We start from the raw sequence: 20,346 nt of genomic DNA, 5'->3' as shown, positions 1-20,346 counted from the left end.
CCCAAGGAGCCACGGGAACAAGGGCGTTCATGCCGCGCCGAACGCGGTGAACGCCCACCCCGTGGCCTGGTGCAGCGCGTCACCCGGCAGCGCCGCGCGTGCGTCGCGCAGGGCCTCGGCCAGACTCAGGCCCGTGCTGAGGCCCTTGTGCAGGGCGAGCATCAGCGGCACCACCGCGGCGTCGTTGACCGGTGCGCTGCTCGCCACCACCCCGGCCGTGCCCAGCGGCAGCAGGGCGGTGACCAGGCCGAGGAGTTCGTCGGCGCCGACCGAGGCGAACCGTGCGGTGTCACAGCTGGACAGGATGATCCGGTACGGGCTGCGGTCCAGGCGCTCGAAGTCGTGCACGATGAGCGGCCCGTCGGCCATCCGCAGCGACGAGAACAGCGGGGAGTCCGCCCGGAAGGTGCCGTGCGCCGCGATGTGCGCCAGCGCGGCACCGTCCAGCTCCTCCAGCACCCGTGGCACCCGCGCGTCGGCGTGCTCCAGCACGACCGGTGTGCCGTACCGGTCGACCAGTTCGGGCACCTCGGCACCGCCGGTGGCCAACCCCGGGCCCCGCACCAGCACATGACGCCCGCCCGGCGGCGGTGCGGTCTCCCGGGCCCGCAGCCAGCTGCTCGCCGACGGCGACACGTTCAGCACCCGCTCGCGCAGCGACGGCAGCAACGCCCACGGCACCCGGTGCAGCCGGCCCGGCGGCACGACCACCACCGGCCCGCTGCCCAACTGCCCCGCCGCGGGCCCGAACAGCAGCTCCTCCAGCCGGGCCCCGGCCGCCTCCACCACCGGCAGCCGGCCCTCCGCCCCCGGATGCGCCAGCCGCCGCAGCCCCGCCTGGATGTACTCGGCCTCCCGCTCCGCGTCCACGAGCAGCCCGGCCGCCCACCGCCGCACCCGGCCCCGGGCGCACAGCAGCACATGCACCCGCCCGTCCACCACGGCGAGTTCGAGCAGCCGTACGTCGTCGCCCAGCCGTCGCAGCAGCCGGTCCGGCTCGAACCGGTCGCCGCCGCCGGGGTCCGCGCCCCGGATGTGCAGGGTCCGCGAGCGCACCTCGCGCTCCAGCCGCCGCTGCTCCCGCTCCAGGGCGGGCACCGGACGCCCGTCCCGGCGCGCCTCCTCGGCCCGCGCCGCGATCTCCCGGTAGGCGGTCATCCCGCTCAGCAGCGCCGGATCGGCGGGCGGCCGGGTGGGTGGCGCGGACAGCACGGTGGCCCGCCAGCGCTCGCTCCACTCCAGCAGCCGCCGCGGCCCGCCCCGGGCCAGGCTCGCCTGTTGCGCGAGCGCCGCCAGCTCCGCGCCCTGCTCGGTGGCGCGGGCCCGCAACTCCGAGGCGCCCAGCGTCATCCGGTGGTCGTCGAGCACGTCCAGGCCGCGCCGGCAGGCCTCCAGCACCCCCCGGCCGGAACCGGCCGCACGGGCGCTCAGCGCCTGCGCCGCCCAGCCCGTCACCCGCGCCAGCGGCGGCCCGCTGTGCCGACCGCGCGCCGCGACGGCCAGATGCCGTTCGGCGTCCGCCGTCCAGCCCAGACCGAGCGCGATCCGGCCCGCCAGCAGCGACGCCTCCGGCGCGGCCGGCGCGCCGAAGGCGGCCAGCCGGTCCGCGACCGCCGCCGCGTCCGCGACCAGCCGCCCCGAACCGCGCCCGGCGGCCACTCGCGCCTCGATCAGCACCAGCCGGGCGTGCGTCTCCCACCAGCCGCGCCGCTGCGCCGCGAACAGCCGTACCGCCAGGTCCGCGCGGGCGATCGCGGTGTGCGGGTCGCCCGACAGCCGGGCGGCCCGGGCGGCCCCGAGCAGCAGTTCCGCCTTGCGCGTGGACTGCCCGCCGATCCCGTCCAGCACCCCGATCGCCGCGTCCGCCTCGGCCAGCGCCTCCGGCGCCAGCCCGGCGGCCATCAGCACCTCGCAGCGCCGGATGTTGAGCATGAACGTCGGGGTGCCGAGCTTCGCGTACCGCTCCTCGGCCTCGTCGAGGAGCCGCAGCGCGACGGGCACGTCCCCGGAGCGGAACGCGGCCAGGCCCCGGCTCTCCACCGCGTCGGCCTTGTCGTGCTCCTGGCCGGTGGTGTCCCACAGCGCCTCGGCGGCCGTGAAGTCCGCGTCCGCCCGCTCCACCGCGCCCAGCGCCAGGTGCACGGTGGCGCGCAGGGTCAGCGCGCGCGCCGTCCAGATGACGTCGTCCGCCTGCCGCAGCACCGGGATCGCCTTGCGTACGTCCTCCAGCGCCTCACGATGATGACCCAGCACCCACCAGGCGTAGGCCCGCCGGTACAGCACCCGGGCCCGGGTGTGTCCGCTGCCGCGCCCCACCCCCCGCTCGAAGGCGGCCAGGCCCTGCCGGGTACGGCCCGCGTGCACGAGCGCCACCCCGAGCGTGCCCAGCACGTCCGCCTCCCGCTCGGCCGACTCCGCGCGCGCCGCCAGGTCCCGGGCACGCCGCAGATGCCGCAGGGCGATCCGCATGTCGCCCCAGTCCCGCTGCCAGATGCCGATCACCTGGTGGGCGACAGAGGCGTGCAGCGGCGGCGGATCGGTGCCGAGTACTCCCTCCGCCCGCGCCACCGCGTCGTTGGGAGCGGCGAACACCATGGGCAGCAGTTCGAGAACCGAGTCGCTTCCCGCTGTCACGCAACGGATGGTAGTGCTCCGCAGCCCCTTGAACCATGAAACGGGCGTTTGACGCTGTATCAATCAACGACCGCACGACTCTGATTGAAGACCACCACCTCTGTGGGAGGACACGCATGGCACCGCAGCGATTCCACGAGCAGTTCGACCAGATCCAGCGCTCGATCCCCGATGTCCCCCTCGCGATGGGGCCGGACGACTCCGCCGAGTTCATCTACGAGAAGGGCGTCGTGCTCGCCCGCGACGGCGAGGAGGCACGCCTCGTCGAGGACACCGTGCGCACGCACTTCACCGGCACCACCGGTCTCGTCGCCGACCACGTGCGCCGCGCGGGCCCGGACACCAACCGCTCCGGCATCACCCGGATCCAGGTCGGCGACCCCGGACACGGCGACCGGCGCGCCGACCGCGCCGTCGCGGGCGCCCTGCGCGCCCTGCGCGAGGCGGAGGGGCGCGCGGGCCGCCGGCTGGTCAGCCGCAACCACGTCGTGTCCATCGCCGTCAACGCCTGCCCCGGCGACGAGCCCGTGCCCGCCCCGCTCACCCAGACACCCAACCCCGCGCCGGCCGAGGGGACGTACGACCAGGGGAGCGCGGTCGGCGTGCTGGTGATCGACACCGGCCTGATGCACGACCACCGGTCCTACCCGCTGCTCGCCCACACCGACGGAGACCCACAGCTCCGGGAGACCGACGAGCAGGGCGTCCTCCAGCAGTACGTGGGCCACGGCACGTTCATCGCCGGCCTGGTCGCCGCGGTCGCGCCCAACACCGACGTCACCGTGCGGAACACGCTCAACGACGCGGGCGCCATCCTGGAGTCCGACTTCGGCGACGCGCTCTTCGCGGCCGTCGACCGCGACGGCTGGCCCGACATCATCAGCCTCTCGGCCGGCACCAGCAACGGCCGCACCGACGGCCTGCTCGGCGTGGACGCCTTCATGCGCGAACTGCGCGACCAGCCGACCCTGTTGGTCGCGGCGGCCGGCAACAACTCCAGCGCCGCCCCGTTCTGGCCCGCCGCCTACGCCTCCCTGCCCGAGTACGCGGACACCGTGCTGTCGGTCGGAGCGCTGCGCGGGGACGGCGAGTTCGGCGCCTGCTTCACCAACCACGGTTCCTGGGTGCAGGTCTACGCCCCCGGCGAGCGCCTCACCAGTTCCCTCACCGGCTTCGACGCACCCGTCCCGTACGTGTACCGGCACTCCACGTACGACGCCTGCCGGTACGGCTTCACCTACGTCTGCACCTGCCAGTCACCGCGCCACACCGGCCTGTTGAGCGAGGAACGGGAGACCTCACCCGGCAAGGCCGACCAGGTGATGTTCGAGGGGTTCGCGCACTGGAGCGGCACCTCCTTCGCCACCCCGGTCACCGCCGGACTGATCGCCTCCCACATGAGCGCCCACAAGGAGTCCGACCCGCGCGCGGCCCGCAGGCAGCTCCTCGCGGCGAACACCGGGTTCGCCGAGGTGCGCGGGGCACACGTACCGGCGCTGCGGCCGCCCACCTGGCGTCCGGTGCCGGTCGTGCAGCTCGCGCCTCCCGCATGAGGGCCGGAGGCGCCCCTTCCACGGCGTACGATGACTTGCCGTACACGAGGGGTGGGGCCGTGGATCGTACAGATGTCGGCGCGCTCGTCCGGTCCGCCGTCGACGGTGACGCGGCGGCCTGGAAAGCGCTCGTGGAGGGGCTCAGCCCCCTGGTGTGGTCGGTGGTGCGAGCCCACCGGCTCTCGGACGCCGACGGACACGAGGTGTACCAGACCGTGTGGTTCCGGTTCGCCCAGAACCTGGGGCGGATCCGGGAACCGCACAAGGCCGGTTCCTGGCTGGCGAGCACGACACGGCACGAGAGCCTGAAGGTCATCAGGAGCTCGAAGCGGCTGATGCCGACCGACGATCCGCAACTGCTCGACCGGGTCAGCGAGGACCGTACGCCGGAGCAGTCCGTGCTCGACTCCGAGGAGGCCGCCGCCGAGAGCGAGCGCATCCGGCACGTCTGGCAGGAGTTCGAGGAACTCGGCGAACGCTGCAGGCAGTTGCTGCGCGTCCTGATGGCCGCGCAGCCACCCAGTTATCAGGAGGTGTCCGCGGCACTGGGCATCGCCGTCGGCAGCATCGGACCGTTGCGCCAGCGCTGTCTGCGCCGGCTGCGGGCCCGACTCGACGCACGGGGAGCGCTGTGAACATGGGCGACATGAACGGCTTGAACGGCCTGGACGGGCACGACTTCGACGAGGACGGGTTCGAGGACGGGGGGCCGGACGAGGAACCGGACCACCGCCCGGCGGACGGGGTCGACGACGGGCCGGACTGCGACCGGCTGGAGGACGAACTCCGCCGGGCCGCCGCCGTCCTGGACCCGGTGCCGGGGGAGCTGTACCGGATCGCGATGGAGGCGTTCGCGCTGCGCGACCTCGACGCCCGGATCGCCGAGCTGACCTTCGACTCGCTGACCGACGCCATTCCGGTCAGGGGAGTGATGGACCCGCCGCGGATGCTGACGTTCCGCACGGGTGAGCTGAGCGTGGACGTGGAGGTGACCTCCGAGGGCCTGATGGGGCAGGTGCTGCCGCCGCAGACGGCCCGGATCGAGGTGCTCAGCGGCCCGCGCACGGCCGCTCCGCTCACCGCGGACGACCTGGGCCGCTTCACCTGCGACGCGCCGCCCGCCGGTCCCTTCGCGCTGCGGCTGCGGACCGGCGCAGAGGTGGTCGTCACGGAGTGGCTGCGCGCCTGAGACCCGCGGACCCGGAGACCCGGGACGGCCGGGCGGGGCCGTCCGTCCCGGTCGGGACGCGGGTCAGCGGGGGACGGCGTCGACCAGGGCGGCCAGCGCCTCGGCGAGCCGGGGCAGCCCCGGCCCCGCCGGGCCGCCCGGCTCGGTCATGTACGTGTCCCGGCGGATCTCCACCATGAGGGCGCTCACCCGGGCGTCCTTGCCGTAGAACTCCAGCGGTACGTACGTCCCGGCGAACGGGCTGTCCAGCCCCGTCTCCCCGCACCCGGAGAAGGCCTCCCGCGCGGCGGCCAGCAGCGCGGGCGGGGTGTGGAAGGGGTCGGTGCCCAGGCAGACCGGCGGCCGCGGACCCTCGCCGTGCAGCTCGTAGGGGAGCGGCTCGGCCGGGTAGGAGTGCACGTCGACGATCACGGCCCGCCCGGTCACGGCCAGCCGGTCCGCCACCGCCTCCGTCATGGCCCGCGCGTACGGCCGGAAGTAGCGCTCGACCAGGGGCCCCGGGTCGGTGTCCGGGGCCCGCAGCGCCTCCCGGTGCGTGGTGCGGGTGTACACCGCGCCCATCCCCACGGCGAGCATCTCCTCCCGCTCGTCGGGGAAGCGCTCCGGGTCGATCACCAGCCGGGACAGCCGGTTGACGAACCGCCAGGGCGCCACCGCGGACGCCCGGGCCGCCTCGGCGGCGATCCGCGCGGTGTGCGCGTCGGTGATGTGGTCCAGCTCCCGTTCCAGCGCCGGGTCGTCGAGCAGGATCCCGGCGCGCACCGCGGCCGGTATCTCCCGCGCGGAGTGCGGCACATGCAGGATCACGGGCGACTCGTCGGCACCGGGCAGCAGCTCGAAGGACGGTGCGGCGGGCGGCATACGGCGGCTCCAGGGGTGTTGTCAGTGGTGTGGTGCACGATCAAGGTGTCACATCGGACGCCGGGAGAGGGCGGGCAGCAGCATGCCGATCAGCAACCAGCGCGTGAGCGCGCATCCGTTCCTGCGCGGGCTGTACCGCTCGGACTACTACCCAGACCATGTGGTGGACCTGGGCCGGGCGGTCCTGCTGCGGCTGTGCGAGCGCGTCGAGGCCGAGCGCCCCGCCGACCTGGACGCGCTCTACGTCCTGACCCAGGCAGCCACCGAGGAGTTCAACGACCTTCAGGCGGCCTTCGAGGCGGCCGACAGCGAGATCGAGACGGTGGCGCGCGAGGTGATAGCCGAGGACTTCTGGTTCGTCGCCGACGCCTACGGCTTCCCGGACGCGGACGTCGAGGAACTCATCGGGACCAGGGACTGGTAGTCCGCCGCGACCGCGACCGCGACCGCGACGGGGCGGGTGCGCGGGACGCCCCGGCCGCGCCCCGGCCGGGCACGGCGGCCTCGGACACGACTCCGCCCCGGCCGGGCGCGAGGCCGGCCGGGGCGGAGTCAGGTACTGCGGATCAGACGACGGCGGGCCCGGGGGGCCCGGCGCGTCAGCCGATGGACGCGAGCGCCGCGTTCCAGGTGGCGGACGGGCGCATCACCGCGGCGGCCTTGGCCGGGTCGGGCTGGTAGTAGCCGCCGATGTCGGCCGGCTTGCCCTGGACGGCGTTCAGCTCGTCGACGATCTTCTGCTCGTCGGCGGCGAGGGACTCGGCCAGCGCGGCGAAGGCCTTCGCCAGGTCGGCGTCGTCGGTCTGCGCGGCCAGCTCCTGCGCCCAGTACAGGGACAGGAAGAAGTGGCTGCCGCGGTTGTCGATGCCGCCGACGCGACGGGTCGGGGACTTGTCCTCGTTGAGGAAGGTCGCCGTGGCGCGGTCGAGGGTGTCGGCGAGGACCCGGGCGCGGGTGTTGCCGGTGGCCGTCGCGTACTGCTCCAGGGACGGCACCAGCGCGAAGAACTCACCCAGCGAGTCCCAGCGCAGGTAGTTCTCCTTGACCAGCTGCTGGACGTGCTTCGGCGCGGAGCCGCCGGCGCCCGTCTCGAACAGGCCGCCGCCCGCCATCAGCGGGACGACCGACAGCATCTTGGCGCTGGTGCCCAGCTCCAGGATCGGGAACAGGTCGGTGAGGTAGTCGCGCAGCACGTTGCCGGTGACGGAGATGGTGTCCTCGCCGCGGCGGATGCGCTCCACCGACAGCTTGGTCGCCTCGATCGGGCTGAGGATCCGGATGTCCAGGCCCTCGGTGTCGTGCTCCGGCAGGTACGCCTGGACCTTGGCGATCAGGTTGGCGTCGTGCGCGCGGGTCTCGTCCAGCCAGAACACGGCCGGGCTGCCGGTGGCGCGGGCGCGGGTGACGGCGAGCTTCACCCAGTCCTTGATGGGCGCGTCCTTGGTCTGGCAGGCGCGGAAGATGTCGCCGGCGGAGACCGTCTGTTCGATCACCACGTTGCCGGCCTGGTCCACCAGGCGGACCGTGCCGGTGGTCCGGATCTCGAAGGTCTTGTCGTGGCTGCCGTACTCCTCGGCCTTCTGCGCCATCAGACCGACGTTCGGGACCGAGCCCATCGTCGACGGGTCGTAGGCGCCGTGGGCGCGGCAGTCCTCGATCACGGCCTGGTAGACACCGGCGTACGAGGAGTCCGGCAGCACCGCGAGGGTGTCGGCCTCCTGGCCGTCCGGGCCCCACATGTGGCCGGAGGTGCGGATCATGGCGGGCATCGAGGCGTCGACGATCACGTCGGACGGCACGTGCAGGTTGGTGATGCCCTTGTCGGAGTCGACCATGGCCAGCGCCGGGCCCTCGGCGAGCTCGGCGTCGAAGGACGCCTTGATCTCGGCGCCCTCGGGCAGGGACTCCAGGCCCTTGTAGATGCCGCCCAGACCGTCGTTCGGGGTCAGGCCGGCCGCGGCGAACGTCTCGCCGTAGCGCGCGAAGGTCTTCGGGAAGAAGGCGCGCACCACGTGACCGAAGACGATCGGGTCGGAGACCTTCATCATCGTGGCCTTGAGGTGCACGGAGAACAGCACGCCGTCGGCCTTGGCCTTGGCGATCTGCGCGGTGAGGAACTCGCGCAGCGGGGCCACGTGCATGACGGAGGCGTCGACGACCTCGCCCGCGAGGACCGGTACCGACTCGCGCAGCACGGTGGTGGTGCCGTCGTCGCCGGCCAGCTCGATGCGCAGCGTGCCCGCCTCGGCGATCACGGCGGACTTCTCGGTGGAGCGGAAGTCGTCGACACCCATGGTGGCGACGTTCGTCTTCGAGTCGGCCGACCAGGCGCCCATGCGGTGCGGGTGGGTCTTGGCGTAGTTCTTGACCGAGGCCGGGGCACGGCGGTCGGAGTTGCCCTCGCGCAGGACCGGATTCACGGCGGAGCCCTTGACCTTGTCGAAGCGGGCCTGGATCTCCCGCTCCTCGTCGGTCTTGGGGTCGTCCGGGTAGTCCGGCAGCGCGTAGCCCTGCGCCTGGAGCTCGGCGACCGCGGCCTTGAGCTGCGGGATCGACGCCGAGATGTTCGGCAGCTTGATGATGTTGGCCTCGGGCGTCTTGGCCAGCTCACCGAGCTCCGCCAGCGCGTCCGGGATGCGCTGGTCCTCGGTCAGGTACTCCGGGAACACGGCGATGATGCGCCCGGCCAGCGAGATGTCCCGGGTCTCCACGGTGACGCCCGCCTGCGAGGCGTACGCCTGGACCACCGGCAGGAAGGAATACGTCGCCAGGGCCGGGGCCTCGTCAGTGTGTGTGTAGATGATGGTCGAGTCAGTCACCGGTGCTCCGCTCCACGTCTGCAACATTGCTCGACATCAAGATATCTCGTGAGCGGCCTCGGCTCGACAGGGGTCCGGCGTCTTCCGTGTCCCGGCGTGCAACCGAAGCGGCCGAATGTGTGGTCCTGGAAGTAGATCGTCTTCCGAATCCCCACGACGGCCGGGCCGACCACCCGGCCGCCCGAATGAAGGCTGACCATGAGATATCGCACCCGAGTGACGGCCCCGGCGGCCGCACTGTTCGGCACCGCCGTGGCGCTGACCGTGGGCGGCGGCGCCCACGCGGCTCCGGGGGCGCCGGGCGCGCCCGGCACGCCCGGAGCCGAGACGCTCGGCGACCCCGTCTACCCGACCCTCGGCAACGACGGCTACCGCGTCCACGCGTACCACCTCGACTTCGCCTACGACGCCACCACCCGGCTGGTCGACGCCACGGCCGCCCTGGAACTGCGCGCCACCCAGGCGCTGACCCGCTTCTCCCTGGACTGCTTCGGCCTGGACATACGCACCGTCCAGGTCGACGGCCGCGAGGCGGTGTTCGAGCAGGTGGAGCACAAGCTGCGGATCACGCCCGCCCGGCCGCTGCCCAAGGGCGCCCCCGTCACGGTCCGCGTGGCGTACTCCGCCGATCCGCGCCGCATCGCGCAGCCGCTCACCGGCTGGGTCGTCACCCCGGACGGGTTCGCGGTGGCCGGCCAGCCCAACCTGGCGCACACCGTCTTCCCCTGCAACGACCACCCGTCGGACAAGGCGGACTTCACCTTCCGCGTCACCGTCCCCGCCGGTCTGAAGGGTGTGGCGAGCGGCCGGCTGGTGTGCACCGAGAACCTGGCCGACGGGCGCACCGCGACCACCTACCGCTCCGGCTCGCCGATGGCCACCGAACTGGTGCAGATCACCGTCGGCGACTACGTGGTCAAGGAGCGGCAGGGACCGCACGGGCTGCCGCTGCGGGACGTCGTGCCGACCGCGCGGGCGGAGGCCCTGGAGCCCGCCCTCGCCCTCACCCCGGGCCTGGTGGAGTGGCTGGAGGCCCGGCTGGGCGCCTACCCCTTCGAGACGTACGGTCTGCTGCCCTGCAACTCCGACGACCCGGCGGCCTTCGACTTCACCGGCCTGGAGACCCAGACCCTCACGCTGTACAAGCCGAACTACCTGCTCCAGCCGGAGTCCAAGATCGGCTCGCACATGATGCACGAGCTGGTCCACTCCTACTTCGGCAACCTCGTCTCCCCGGCCACCTGGGCGGACCTGTGGCTGAACGAGGGCCACGCCGACTTCTACGGCCTGCTGTACCGCTACGAGCGCGGCTGGCCGGACTCGCTGGGGCTGACCACCCTGGAGGCCCGGATGAAGGCGACCTACGCGCTCGGCGACCAGTGGCGCCACGACTCCGGCCCGGTCGCCGCGCCGAACGCGGCCAACCTCTTCGACAACCAGCGCTACGTGGGCGGCGTGCTGGTGCTGTACGCGCTGCGCGAGCTGGTCGGCGAGGACGTCTTCCACGCGATCGAGCACGCCTTCCTGGCCCGGTACCGCAACTCCGTGGCGACGACGGAGAACTACATCGCCGTCGCCTCGGAGGTCTCGGGGCAGGACCTGACCGGCTTCCTGCGGGACTGGCTCTACGGCACCGTCACCCCGCGGATGCCGAACCACCCCGACTGGACGGTCACGCCGGTGGCCTCGTCCCTCGCCGTCCCGCGGCAGCGGACCGCCGGGCACCACGACAACTCGGCCACTCTCTGAGGCCTGGAGCTCCGAGCTCATGGAGCTCCGAGCTCTCAGTCGTGCAGGGGGACCTCCCCCTGCACGACCTCGTGGTTGCGCTGCTGCGGTATCACCACCGACCCCTGCTGCAACGCCACCGTCCGCGTCGGCGCCGGGATCCGGATGCCCTCCTCGCGGTAGCGGCGGTGCAGGCGCTTGATGAACTCGTGCTTGATCCGGTACTGGTCGCTGAACTCGCCGACGCCGAGGATCACCGTGAAACCGATGCGCGAGTCGCCGAAGGTGTGGAAACGCACCGCGGGCTCGTGGTCGGGCAGGGCGCCGACGACCCCGGTCATCACCTCGGCGACCACCTCGATGGTCACCCGCTCGACGTGTTCCAGATCGCTGTCGTAGGCGACGCCGGCCTGCACCAGCACGGTCTGGTGCTGTTCGGGCCGGGTGTAGTTGGTCATGTTCGTCTTCGCCAACTGTCCGTTGGGGATGACGACCAGGTTGTTGGAGAGCTGGCGCACGGTCGTCTGACGCCAGTTGATGTCGACGACGTATCCCTCCTCGCCGCTGGTCAGCCGGATGTAGTCACCGGGCTGGACGGTCTTGGAGGCGAGGATGTGGATGCCGGCGAAGAGGTTGGCCAGGGTGTCCTGGAGGGCGAGCGCCACCGCCAGACCGCCGACACCCAGGGCGGTGAGCATCGGTGCGATCGAGATGCCCAGCGTCTGGAGCACGACCAGGAAGCCGATCGCCAGCACCAGCACCCGGGTGATGTTGACGAAGATCGTGGCCGATCCGGCGACACCGGAGCGGGACTGGGTGACGGTGTGCACCAGTCCGGCGATCACCCGCGCCGCCGACAGCGTCACCACGAAGATGAGCAGCACGGTCAGGCACTGGTTGACGTGCCGCTGCACGGTGTGGGTCAGCGGCAGCACCGCGGCCGCGGCGGCCGCGCCGCCCGCGAGCGAGGCCCACGGCACCACCGTCCGCAGGGCGTCCACCATCACGTCGTCGCCGCTCCAGCGGGTGCGCTTGGCGTGCTTGGCCAGCCAGTTCAGCAGCGTGCGGGAGATGAAGGCCCCCAGCAGACCCGCCGCCAGGGCGATGCCGGCCAGCATCAGGTCGTCGAGCGTCACCGCGCGGTTCACCGCTCACCTCCGGAGGGACGATCTGCGGCGTGAGCCGCCGCCGACGGCCGGATGTGAAGTCTCGTCACGTAGTCACCTGCTCGATTCCGGGGAGCGCGAACGCGCCGTCCGCGTCTTTCGCGCGGACGGCGCGACCGCTCATCCTGCCGTATCCGGTGGGTCAGTTCGTACCGGACCCGGCGCAAGCCCGTGCAGCTCAGGCCGATTTCGGCGGCTGCCGGACCGTATGACCGGAAGGCCTCAGACGATCCCCTCGGCCAGTTCGGCCTGTTCCCGGTCGGAGCCGTACGCGGCGGTCGTGGGCGTGCCGTACGAGCGGCGGGCGACGAACCACCACACGGTGGCGAGGACCAGGACGACGGCGAGGGCCACGCAGGCGTAGTTCATCGTGTCCACCGTCACCGGCGACGCCTGCGGCAGGCAGAACAGCACCGTCACACCGGCCACCCACACCACCGCGATCCAGCCGATCGGCTTGCTCCACCGGCCCAGGTGCCAGGGACCCGGCCGGAACCGGTCGCCCGCGCGCAGCCGCAGCAGCACCGGTATCGCGTACGCGGGGGTGATGCCGATGACGTTGATGGCCGTGACCGCGCCGTACGCGGTCGCCGAGTACAGCGACGGCAGCGCCAACAGGGCGGCGACCCCCACCGACAGCCACACGGCGGCGACCGGGGTCTGGGTGCGGCTGCTGACCCGGCGCCAGACGTCGGACCCGGGCAGCGCGCCGTCGCGGCTGAACGCGAACACCATCCGGCTGGCGGCGGCGACCTCGGCGTTCCCGCAGAACAGCTGGGCGATGATCACGACGACGAGCAGCGCGCTCGCACCGTCCGTGCCGAGGCCGTCGAGCAGGATCTGCGCGGGCGGCACCCCGGTCGCGCTGTTGCGCGTGGCGTCGTAGTCCTGGATGGCGAAGGTGAGACCGGCCAGCAGCACGAAGCCCGCGATCCACGACACCCAGATGGAGCGGACGATGCCGCGGGCCGCCGACACCGAGGCGTTGGAGGTCTCCTCCGACAGATGGGCCGAGGCGTCGTAGCCGCAGAAGGTGTACTGGGCCAGCAGCAGACCGAGCGCGGCCGCGTACAGGGGGTTGTCCCAGCCGGTGTCGTTGACGAACTTGGTGAACACGAAGGACGGCGACTGGTGGTGGTCGGGGACGATCGCCAGCGCGCCGACGATCAGGGCGACGCCCGCCAGGTGCCACCAGACACTGATCGAGTTGAGCACGCTGACCAGTCGGACCCCGAACAGGTTCAGCACGGCGTGCAGCAGCAGGATCGCGATGAAGATCAGCATGGTCTTGCCGGGCGTCGGCTCGAAGCCCCACTGGAGGTTGGCGAAGGCCCCGGCGAACAGGGCGGCGCCGTAGTCGATGCCGGCGATCGCACCGAGCAGACCGAGCAGATTCAGCCAGCCCGTGTACCAGCCCCAGCGGCGGCCGCCGAGCCGGTCGGCCATGTAGTACAGCGCGCCGGACGTCGGATACGCGCTGGTGACCTCGGCCAGCGCGAGCCCCACGCACAGCACGAACAGGCCCACTCCGGCCCAGCCCCACAGCATCACGGCGGGCCCGCCGGTGCCCAGGCCGAAGCCGTACAGCGTCATGCAGCCGGACAGGATCGAGATCACCGAGAAGCTGATCGCGAAGTTGCCGAAGCCGCCCATGCGGCGGGCCAGGACCGGCCGGTAGCCGAGCTCGCGCAGCCGCTGCTCCTCGTCGTGCGGGCTGCTCGGGCCGTGCGGACCGTCCGGCGCGTCCACGAGCGGACCGGCCGCGGAACTCTCCTTCGCGCGGGGCGGATCGGACGGATCAGAGGTGCGGGACATGCGTAACCTCCGGAGGGAGTCGGGTAATCGACGGGATTGCGTCACGGGAGTGCGTCAGTCGGGGTCGTGCGAGGCCGCCCGGGAACGCGTGCGGGCCTGGAGGAAGACCTCCATGGCCGTGCCGCCGTCCGGGGCGCGGTACGCCCAGGGCACAGGCGTGTAGTACGGCCCGAGCGCGTCGAACACCCGGGCCGCGTCCGGGAACCTGAGCGCGCCCCACAGGGCGTGCGCCAGATGGTTGAGGTCCAGCGGGGAACGCTGCTCGGGGACGCTCGACTCGAACCAGGTCACCAGTGCCCGCCCCGCCTCGCGGCTGGCGTCCTCCGCCACCCAGTGCAGGTCGAGGGCGGCGTCGCGGCCACCGCCGCGCCGGTAGCGCTCGGCCCGCACGTACAGCGGCAGCAGATGCAGCGGGGACCCCTGCGGTGCCGCCCCGGCGACCCGGTGGGCGTAGCCGGTCGCCTCCGCCAGCCGCTCCGAGGCCGCACGCGTGTAGAGGAACTGCATCATGCGGTGGTGCGCCTCGCGGTTGTACGGGTCGCGCCGGTCGGCCTCGGCCAGCAGGCCCCACGGCCCCGGCGGCAGCGTCGGCTCAGGTGCCGCCACCCGGTGCTCGTCCCACAGCAGCTGCCGGTCCAATTGGGCCAACGACAGCAGGCACACCCAGGGGACCGGGTCCCGGGGCGCGCGGTCGGCGGCGGTACGGCCGGCGTCCCAGGCCTCGATCCACAGTTCATGGGCGCGGCGGTGGCCTTCGCGGTGCGCCCGCAGGGCCCGCTCCACGGCCACCCGGGCGTGCATCACCGTGGCCGGGACGCTGGACGGCTCCTCGACGAGCCACGCGCGCACCACGTCGCTGCCGGCGGCGGCCGCCGCCAGCACCTGGGTGCGCTGCGTCCACTGCCACCACTGGCCGGTCTCGTCGAGCAGCCCGCGCATCGACATCCAGCGTCCGGCGCGCAGCTCCTGGAGGGCGGCACGCAGCGCGGAATCGTGGCCTGCGGGATCGTAGGAGGGTCGGGCTCCCTCTCTGGCCATCAGCCGACCGCCCCGGGACGAGGGCGGGGCAGGACGGCAGGGTGGAGTAACAACAGCCCTCCTCTGGGCGGCAGTCGAGGAGATCGCGCCGGGACGGCGGTCACTATAGAGGTGCTTGTTAGGCATCACCGCCGGATTCCGGTTGGTCTCGAACTTCGTTATCTATGCGGTTAGTTGACTGTCCCTCAGCCAACGAAGGACGAGGCGGGACGCCAGGTGGGCGGTGCTTGACGCGGTACCGGCGACGACGGCAGGCTGTCGGGCTGTGATCACCTCCGGATCACCTGCGGAAGAGGTGTAGATGACAGGTCCGGTACTCGCCGTCGACCAGGGCACGTCCGGCACCAAGGCGCTGGTGATCTGTCCCGAACGTGGCGTCATCGGCACCGGGTTCACGGCCGTGCGTCCCCGCCATCTGCCCGGTGGCCTGGTCGAGGTCGACCCGGGCGAACTCCACGCCTCGGTGGTCGAGGCCGGTACCCGCGCCCTGGCCGAGGCCGGCGAACCCGTCATCGCGGTGGGCCTCGCCAACCAGGGCGAGACGGTGCTCGCCTGGGACCCCGCCGACGGCCGCCCGCTGACCGACGCGCTCGTCTGGCAGGACCGCCGTGCCCAGAGCGTGTGCACCGAACTGGCCGAGCACGCGGACGAGTTACGCCACCTCACCGGCCTCCCGCTCGACCCCTACTTCGCCGCGCCGAAAATGGCCTGGATACGACGCCACCTCACCCGCGAGGGAGTGGTGACCACCAGCGACGCGTGGCTCGTGCACCGCCTCACCGGCAGCTACGTCACCGACGCCGCGACCGCCGGGCGCACCCAGCTCCTCGACCTCGACCAGGCCGCCTGGTCGCCCCGCGCCCTCGAGCTGTACGGACTGTCCGGCGAACGGCTCCCCGACGTCGTCGACAACGCAACCCCCGTCGGCACCACCACCGCCTTCGGCCCCGAGATCCCGCTCACCGGGCTCGTCGTCGACCAGCAGGCCGCCCTGCTCGCCCAGCGCGTCACCGCGCCCGGCGGCGCCAAGTGCACCTACGGCACCGGCGCGTTCCTGCTCGCCCACACCGGCGAGACCCCGATGCGCGGCACCTCGGGACTGGTCAGCTGCGTCGCCTGGCGGCTCGGCGGACGCACCGCCTACTGCCTCGACGGCCAGGTCTACACGGCCGCCTCCGCCGTCCGCTGGCTCACCGACCTCGGCGTCATCACCGGCGCCACCGACCTCGACCGGGTCGGCGGCACCGCCTTCGACAGCGGCGGCGTCACCTTCGTACCGGCGCTGGCCGGCCTCGCCGCCCCCTGGTGGCGCGGCGACATCCGCGGCTCGCTCACCGGGCTCGGCCTCGACACCGGCCCCGGGCACGTGGTGCACGCGCTGTGCGAGGGACTCGCCGCCCAGGTGGCCGAACTCGCCGAGGCCGCCGCGGTCGACCAGGGCGTCCCCCTCTCCGAACTCCGTGTCGACGGCGGCCTGACCCGCTCCGCGCTGCTCATGCAGACCCAGGCCGACCTGCTGCAACGCCCCGTCGAGGTGTCCGCGCTGCCCGACGCGACCGCCCTGGGCACCGGCGCCCTGGCCCTGCTCGGGGCCGTGCCGGGGACGACGGTCGCCGACGCCCTGCCGGAGTGGAAGCCCGCGGCCGTCTACGAGCCGCGCATCTCGCCCGACCAGGCCGCCGAACGCCGCGCCACCTTCCGCGCGGCCGTGGCCGCACTGCTCGACGGGGCGCCCGCATGACGCGCCGGGCGGCCGGGGTCCGCCCGGCCACGGCCCACGGCGGACGGACCCCGGCCGCTACGCCCGTACGCCGTACGCCCGTGACCCGGTCGCCCGCCCGCCGGGGGCGTGCGGACCGCCACACGCCCCCGGGCCGGACGCCCGGATGACGGTCACCGCGTACGGGCCCCTGCCCGCGACGACGTACGACGTGGCGGTCGTCGGCGCCGGAGTGGTCGGCTGCGCGATCGCCCGGGAACTCGCCCGCCGCCCCGGGCTGCGCGTCGCGCTCGTCGAGGCGCAGGACGACGTCGGCCAGGGCAGCTCCAAGGCCAACACGGCGATCCTGCACACCGGTTTCGACGCCTTCCCCGGCTCCCTGGAGGCCCGCCTGGTCCGTGAGGGCGCCCGGCTGCTGGCCGCGTACGCCGCCGAGTGCGGCATCCCCGTCGAACCCGTCGGCGCGCTGCTCGTCGCCTGGGACGAGGAACAGCTCGCCGCGCTGCCCCGCCTCGCGGACAAGGCCGGGCGCAACGGCTGCCACGACGCCCGGCACCTGGATCCCGCCGCGCTGTACGCCCGCGAACCGCGCCTGGGCCCCGGTGCCCTGGGAGCCCTGCACGTACCAGGCGAGAGCATCATCTGCCCCTGGACGACGACCCTCGCGTACGCCACCCAGGCGGTCCGCAACGGAGTCGACCTGCATCTCGACTCGCCGGTGGAGCAGGCGAGTCGACAGGACGGCACGCATGTCCTCGGCACGGCCAGGGGCGAACTGCGCGCCCACCGGCTGGTCAACGCCGCCGGCCTGCACGCCGACACCCTCGACCGACGGCTCGGCCACCACGACTTCACCGTCACCCCGCGCCGGGGTCAGCTCCTCGTCTTCGACAAGCCCGCCCGGGACCTGGTCCGGCACATCCTGCTGCCCGTCCCCACGGCGCTCGGCAAGGGCGTCCTGGTCGCCCCCACCGTCTACGGCAACGTCCTGCTCGGCCCCACCGCGGAGGACCTGCACGACCGACGGGCCACCGAATCCACCGCCGAGGGCCTCGCCCGACTGCGCGAGAACGGCCGCCGCGTCCTGCCCGAACTGCTCGAAGAGGAGGTCACCGCCGTCTACGCGGGCCTGCGCGCCGCCACCGAGCACGAGGACTACCGCATCCGCTCCCACCCCGGACAGGCGTACGTCACCGTCGGCGGCATCCGCTCCACCGGGCTGACCGCGTCCCTCGCCATCGCCGAGCACGTGGTCGGCCTGCTCACCGCCGACGGACTCGACACGCCCCCGGCACGGGACCTGGAACCGGTCCGCATGCCCAACCTCGGCGAGGCGTTCCCCCGCCCCTACCAGCGGCCCGAACTCATCGCCGCCGACCCGGAGTACGGCCGCCTCGTCTGCCACTGCGAACGCGTCTCCCGCGGCGAGATCCGCGACGCCCTCGCCGCCACCGTGCCCCCGCGCACCCTGGAGGGGCTGCGCCGCAGGACCCGGGCCAGGGCCGGCCGCTGCCAGGGCTTCTACTGCGGGGCGGCGGTACGCGAGTTGTTCGAGGAGGCGTGGAAGTGACGGTCGTACAGGCGCTGTTCGAGGAGGCCGGGGGATGACGGCCGGACGCATGTTGTCCGAGGGGGTCCGGACGTGACGGCCGGACGCCAGGTCGACGTCCTCGTCGTGGGGGCCGGCCCGGCCGGACTCGCGACGGCCGCCCGGCTGGCCGCGGCGGGCGCGGGCCGGGTCGAGGTGCTGGACCGGGAGCGACAGGCCGGGGGAGCGCCCCGGCACTGCGCCCACGGCGGCTACGGCACCTGGCTGCGTCCGCTGACCGGCCCCGGGTACGCCCGGCTGCTGCTCGACGCGGCGGACCGGGCCGGAGCGATCGTCCGTACCGGCGTGACCGCCCTCGACTGGGCCGGACCGCTGTCCCTGCACACCGTCGGCCCGCACGGGCCGGAGACGATCGACGCCCGCGCGGTCGTCCTGGCCACCGGGGCCCGCGAACGGCCGCGCGCCGCGCGGCTGGTGCCCGGCACCCGCCCGGCCGGCGTGTACACCACCGGCGAACTCCAGCAGTCGGTGCACCTGTACCGGCAGCGCATCGGCACCCGCGCGGTGGTCGTCGGCGCCGAGGACGTCTCGTACGCGGCGGCCGCCACCCTGCGGGCCGCGGGAGTCGACGTGGTGGCCATGGTGACCGAACTGCCCCTCGCCCAGACGGCGCCCGCGCGGGCCGCGGACGCCCGGCTGCGGCACCGCGTACCGCTGCTCACCGGCACCTCGGTGACCGAACTCGTCGGCCGCGGGCGGCTGTCCGGCGTCCGGGTCCGCCACCGCGACGGCCGCACGGCCACGCTCGCCTGCGACACCGTGGTCTTCACCGGCGACTTCGTCCCCGACCACGAACTGGCCCGGCGCGGCGGGCTGTCGCTGGACCCCGGCACCCGCGGACCCGCCGTCGACGGCGGTCTGCGCACCTCGCGGCCCGGCGTCTTCGCCGCCGGCAGCGTGCTGCACGCGGTGGAGAGCGCGGCGACGGCCGCCCGCGAGGGCGCGTACGCGGGGAGCACGGTCCAGGGCTGGCTCGCCACGGGCGGCTGGCCCGAGGGCGTCCCCCTGCTGGTGGACCCGCCGCTGCGCTGGATCGCCCCGAACCGTGTCGTCCCGGCCGTCGGCACCCCGGCCGTCGGCACCCCGGCCGTCGGCACCCGGGGCGAGCGCGGCCCGTACGTGCTGCGCACCTCGGTCGTGGTCGCCCGCCCGGTGCTGCACGTCAGCCAGGACGACCGCCTCCTGCACACCGAGCGCCCGCGCACCCGCACCGCCGTGCCCCACCGCACCCTGACCCTGACCGCCCACTGGACCGGCCGGGTCGACCCGAAGGGCGGCCCGGTGCGGGTGGCACTCGCCTGACCGGGCCCGACAGCGCTCACGTGGCGGGTCCGGCGGCCGGCGGGACCCCTCAGAGGTCCCCGAACGCCCCGTGCCGTCCGGCGCCTCCGGCGAAGCGGGCCGCGCCCTCCAGTCCCTCCGCCAGCACGCCCATGCCGTGGCGCAGCTCGCCCCGGATCGCCGCCGCCTCGTCCAGGCCCTCCTGCTCCAGGACCGAGGCCCGGTCGGACCGCACGCACGCCTGCGGGAAGAGCGCGATCGTCGCGGCCAGTTCCTCGGCCTCGGCGCGGGCGGTGCCGGTGGCGACCACCCGGTTCGCGAGGCCCATCCCGTAGGCCTCCCGGGCCGGGACCGGGCGGCCGGTCAGGATCATGTCCAGGGCGCGGCTCGTACCGATCAGCCGGGGCAGACGTACCGTGCCGCCGTCGATGAGGGGCACGCCCCAGCGGCGGCAGAACACCCCGAAGACGGCGTCCTCCTCGGCGACCCGCAGATCGCACCAGAGCGCCAGTTCCAGCCCGCCGGCCACGGCGTGCCCGGCGACGGCGGCGATCACCGGCTTGGACAGCCGCATCCGGGTCGGCCCCATCGGTCCGTCGCCGTCCTCGGCGACCCGGTTGCCGTGCTCGCCGCCCGCCGCCTTGAGGTCGGCGCCCGCGCAGAACGTACCGCCCTCGCCCCAGAGCACCGCCACCCGCGCCTCGTCATCCGCCTCGAACTCGCGGAAGGCGGCGGCCAGTTCGACTGCCGTCGGGCCGTCCACCGCGTTGCGTGCCTCGGGGCGGGAGAGCACGACAGTCGTGACGTGTCCCCGGTGTTCCGTCCGGACCGGCATGGTGGGATCCCCTTCCGCACGACCGTCTCGTCGTGTCCGTCGTGTCCGTCGTGTCCGTCGAGTTCGCTGGAGCGAGTCTCGCAGGAGTGCATGGGCCA

The 20,346-nt window shown here is 73.5% G+C and carries 15 protein-coding genes; 8 read left to right on the top strand and 7 right to left on the bottom strand.

Annotated elements, in window-relative coordinates; genetic code table 11:
- Positions 1 to 27 precede the first annotated feature (27 nt).
- Positions 28 to 2,595, bottom strand: a complete 2,568-nt coding sequence (locus ACZ60B_RS06955; protein WP_469385075.1) for a CHAT domain-containing protein — start codon at positions 2,593 to 2,595, stop codon at positions 28 to 30.
- A 155-nt stretch (positions 2,596 to 2,750) separates the two neighbouring features.
- Here ACZ60B_RS06955 and ACZ60B_RS06950 point away from each other — a divergent pair, with 155 nt between their 5' ends.
- The 3 genes from ACZ60B_RS06950 to ACZ60B_RS06940 are packed head-to-tail and all read left to right on the top strand — an operon-like array spanning position 2,751 to position 5,376.
- Positions 2,751 to 4,187, top strand: coding sequence for a S8/S53 family peptidase (locus ACZ60B_RS06950; RefSeq protein ID WP_469384860.1), 1,437 nt, complete (start codon positions 2,751 to 2,753; stop codon positions 4,185 to 4,187).
- Positions 4,184 to 4,822: an RNA polymerase sigma factor gene (locus ACZ60B_RS06945; RefSeq protein ID WP_469384859.1), complete on the top strand. Its 639-nt coding sequence runs from the start codon at positions 4,184 to 4,186 to the stop codon at positions 4,820 to 4,822. The genes ACZ60B_RS06950 and ACZ60B_RS06945 overlap by 4 nt, the downstream gene beginning before the upstream one ends.
- 11 nt (positions 4,823 to 4,833) lie before the next feature.
- Positions 4,834 to 5,376 (top strand): hypothetical protein, encoded by a 543-nt coding sequence (locus tag ACZ60B_RS06940; protein ID WP_469384858.1) that lies wholly within the window; start codon positions 4,834 to 4,836, stop codon positions 5,374 to 5,376.
- 63 nt (positions 5,377 to 5,439) lie between these two features.
- Here ACZ60B_RS06940 and ACZ60B_RS06935 read toward each other — a convergent pair whose 3' ends face one another.
- Positions 5,440 to 6,237, bottom strand: a complete 798-nt coding sequence (locus ACZ60B_RS06935; protein ID WP_469384856.1) for an N-formylglutamate amidohydrolase — start codon at positions 6,235 to 6,237, stop codon at positions 5,440 to 5,442.
- Between the two features lie 82 nt (positions 6,238 to 6,319).
- On the opposite strand from ACZ60B_RS06935, the gene ACZ60B_RS06930 reads away from it, so the two are divergent.
- On the top strand, positions 6,320 to 6,661 hold the full coding sequence (locus tag ACZ60B_RS06930) for a DUF5713 family protein (RefSeq protein ID WP_469384853.1): 342 nt from the start codon (positions 6,320 to 6,322) through the stop codon (positions 6,659 to 6,661).
- Positions 6,662 to 6,836: 175 nt separating this feature from the next.
- On the opposite strand, the gene ACZ60B_RS06925 is transcribed toward ACZ60B_RS06930, so the two are convergent.
- Positions 6,837 to 9,056 (bottom strand): NADP-dependent isocitrate dehydrogenase, encoded by a 2,220-nt coding sequence (locus ACZ60B_RS06925; protein WP_469384852.1) that lies wholly within the window; start codon positions 9,054 to 9,056, stop codon positions 6,837 to 6,839.
- A gap of 198 nt (positions 9,057 to 9,254) precedes the next feature.
- Here ACZ60B_RS06925 and ACZ60B_RS06920 point away from each other — a divergent pair, with 198 nt between their 5' ends.
- Positions 9,255 to 10,805 (top strand): M1 family metallopeptidase, encoded by a 1,551-nt coding sequence (locus tag ACZ60B_RS06920; protein WP_469384851.1) that lies wholly within the window; start codon positions 9,255 to 9,257, stop codon positions 10,803 to 10,805.
- A 35-nt stretch (positions 10,806 to 10,840) separates the two neighbouring features.
- Here the strand turns inward: ACZ60B_RS06920 and ACZ60B_RS06915 are convergent, their stop codons facing one another.
- From ACZ60B_RS06915 to ACZ60B_RS06905, 3 genes are all read right to left on the bottom strand, one after another.
- Positions 10,841 to 11,932: a mechanosensitive ion channel family protein gene (locus ACZ60B_RS06915; protein WP_469384850.1), complete on the bottom strand. Its 1,092-nt coding sequence runs from the start codon at positions 11,930 to 11,932 to the stop codon at positions 10,841 to 10,843.
- Positions 11,933 to 12,172: 240 nt separating this feature from the next.
- Complete coding sequence (locus tag ACZ60B_RS06910; RefSeq protein ID WP_469384848.1) at positions 12,173 to 13,765, bottom strand: amino acid permease; 1,593 nt, start codon at positions 13,763 to 13,765, stop codon at positions 12,173 to 12,175.
- A 54-nt stretch (positions 13,766 to 13,819) separates the two neighbouring features.
- Entirely contained in the window at positions 13,820 to 14,803 is a 984-nt protein-coding gene (locus tag ACZ60B_RS06905; RefSeq protein ID WP_469384847.1) for a hypothetical protein, read from the bottom strand.
- Positions 14,804 to 15,104: 301 nt separating this feature from the next.
- Between ACZ60B_RS06905 and ACZ60B_RS06900 the strand changes: the two genes are divergently transcribed.
- The 3 genes from ACZ60B_RS06900 to ACZ60B_RS06890 all read left to right on the top strand — a co-directional run bounded on the left by ACZ60B_RS06900 (position 15,105) and on the right by ACZ60B_RS06890 (position 19,434).
- Positions 15,105 to 16,544, top strand: a complete 1,440-nt coding sequence (locus ACZ60B_RS06900; protein WP_469384846.1) for an FGGY family carbohydrate kinase — start codon at positions 15,105 to 15,107, stop codon at positions 16,542 to 16,544.
- Positions 16,545 to 16,689: 145 nt separating this feature from the next.
- Positions 16,690 to 18,093, top strand: a complete 1,404-nt coding sequence (locus ACZ60B_RS06895; protein ID WP_469384845.1) for an FAD-dependent oxidoreductase — start codon at positions 16,690 to 16,692, stop codon at positions 18,091 to 18,093.
- Positions 18,094 to 18,165: 72 nt separating this feature from the next.
- Entirely contained in the window at positions 18,166 to 19,434 is a 1,269-nt protein-coding gene (locus tag ACZ60B_RS06890) for an NAD(P)/FAD-dependent oxidoreductase (protein ID WP_469384844.1), read from the top strand.
- Between the two features lie 49 nt (positions 19,435 to 19,483).
- On the opposite strand, the gene ACZ60B_RS06885 is transcribed toward ACZ60B_RS06890, so the two are convergent.
- Positions 19,484 to 20,248 carry a crotonase/enoyl-CoA hydratase family protein gene (locus ACZ60B_RS06885; RefSeq protein WP_469384842.1) on the bottom strand — a complete coding sequence of 255 codons (765 nt, stop codon included), beginning with the start codon at positions 20,246 to 20,248 and terminating at the stop codon, positions 19,484 to 19,486.
- Positions 20,249 to 20,346 lie beyond the last annotated feature (98 nt).

It is taken from the genome of Streptomyces sp. NPDC104096, assembly GCF_055584385.1.
This window is presented reverse-complemented; position numbering and strand designations above follow the sequence as displayed.

What these genes read in the sequence shown, in the direction of transcription:
- ACZ60B_RS06955 (WP_469385075.1), bottom strand. Translation starts at nt 2,595, where the DNA reads ATGGTGTTCGCCGCTCCCAACGACGCGGTGGCGCGGGCGGAGGGAGTA.
- ACZ60B_RS06950 (WP_469384860.1), top strand. Translation starts at nt 2,751, where the DNA reads ATGGCACCGCAGCGATTCCACGAGCAGTTCGACCAGATCCAGCGCTCG.
- ACZ60B_RS06945 (WP_469384859.1), top strand. Translation starts at nt 4,184, where the DNA reads ATGAGGGCCGGAGGCGCCCCTTCCACGGCGTACGATGACTTGCCGTAC.
- ACZ60B_RS06940 (WP_469384858.1), top strand. Translation starts at nt 4,834, where the DNA reads ATGAACGGCTTGAACGGCCTGGACGGGCACGACTTCGACGAGGACGGG.
- ACZ60B_RS06935 (WP_469384856.1), bottom strand. Translation starts at nt 6,237, where the DNA reads ATGCCGCCCGCCGCACCGTCCTTCGAGCTGCTGCCCGGTGCCGACGAG.
- ACZ60B_RS06930 (WP_469384853.1), top strand. Translation starts at nt 6,320, where the DNA reads ATGCCGATCAGCAACCAGCGCGTGAGCGCGCATCCGTTCCTGCGCGGG.
- ACZ60B_RS06920 (WP_469384851.1), top strand. Translation starts at nt 9,255, where the DNA reads ATGAGATATCGCACCCGAGTGACGGCCCCGGCGGCCGCACTGTTCGGC.
- ACZ60B_RS06910 (WP_469384848.1), bottom strand. Translation starts at nt 13,765, where the DNA reads ATGTCCCGCACCTCTGATCCGTCCGATCCGCCCCGCGCGAAGGAGAGT.
- ACZ60B_RS06905 (WP_469384847.1), bottom strand. Translation starts at nt 14,803, where the DNA reads ATGGCCAGAGAGGGAGCCCGACCCTCCTACGATCCCGCAGGCCACGAT.
- ACZ60B_RS06900 (WP_469384846.1), top strand. Translation starts at nt 15,105, where the DNA reads ATGACAGGTCCGGTACTCGCCGTCGACCAGGGCACGTCCGGCACCAAG.
- ACZ60B_RS06895 (WP_469384845.1), top strand. Translation starts at nt 16,690, where the DNA reads ATGACGGTCACCGCGTACGGGCCCCTGCCCGCGACGACGTACGACGTG.
- ACZ60B_RS06885 (WP_469384842.1), bottom strand. Translation starts at nt 20,248, where the DNA reads ATGCCGGTCCGGACGGAACACCGGGGACACGTCACGACTGTCGTGCTC.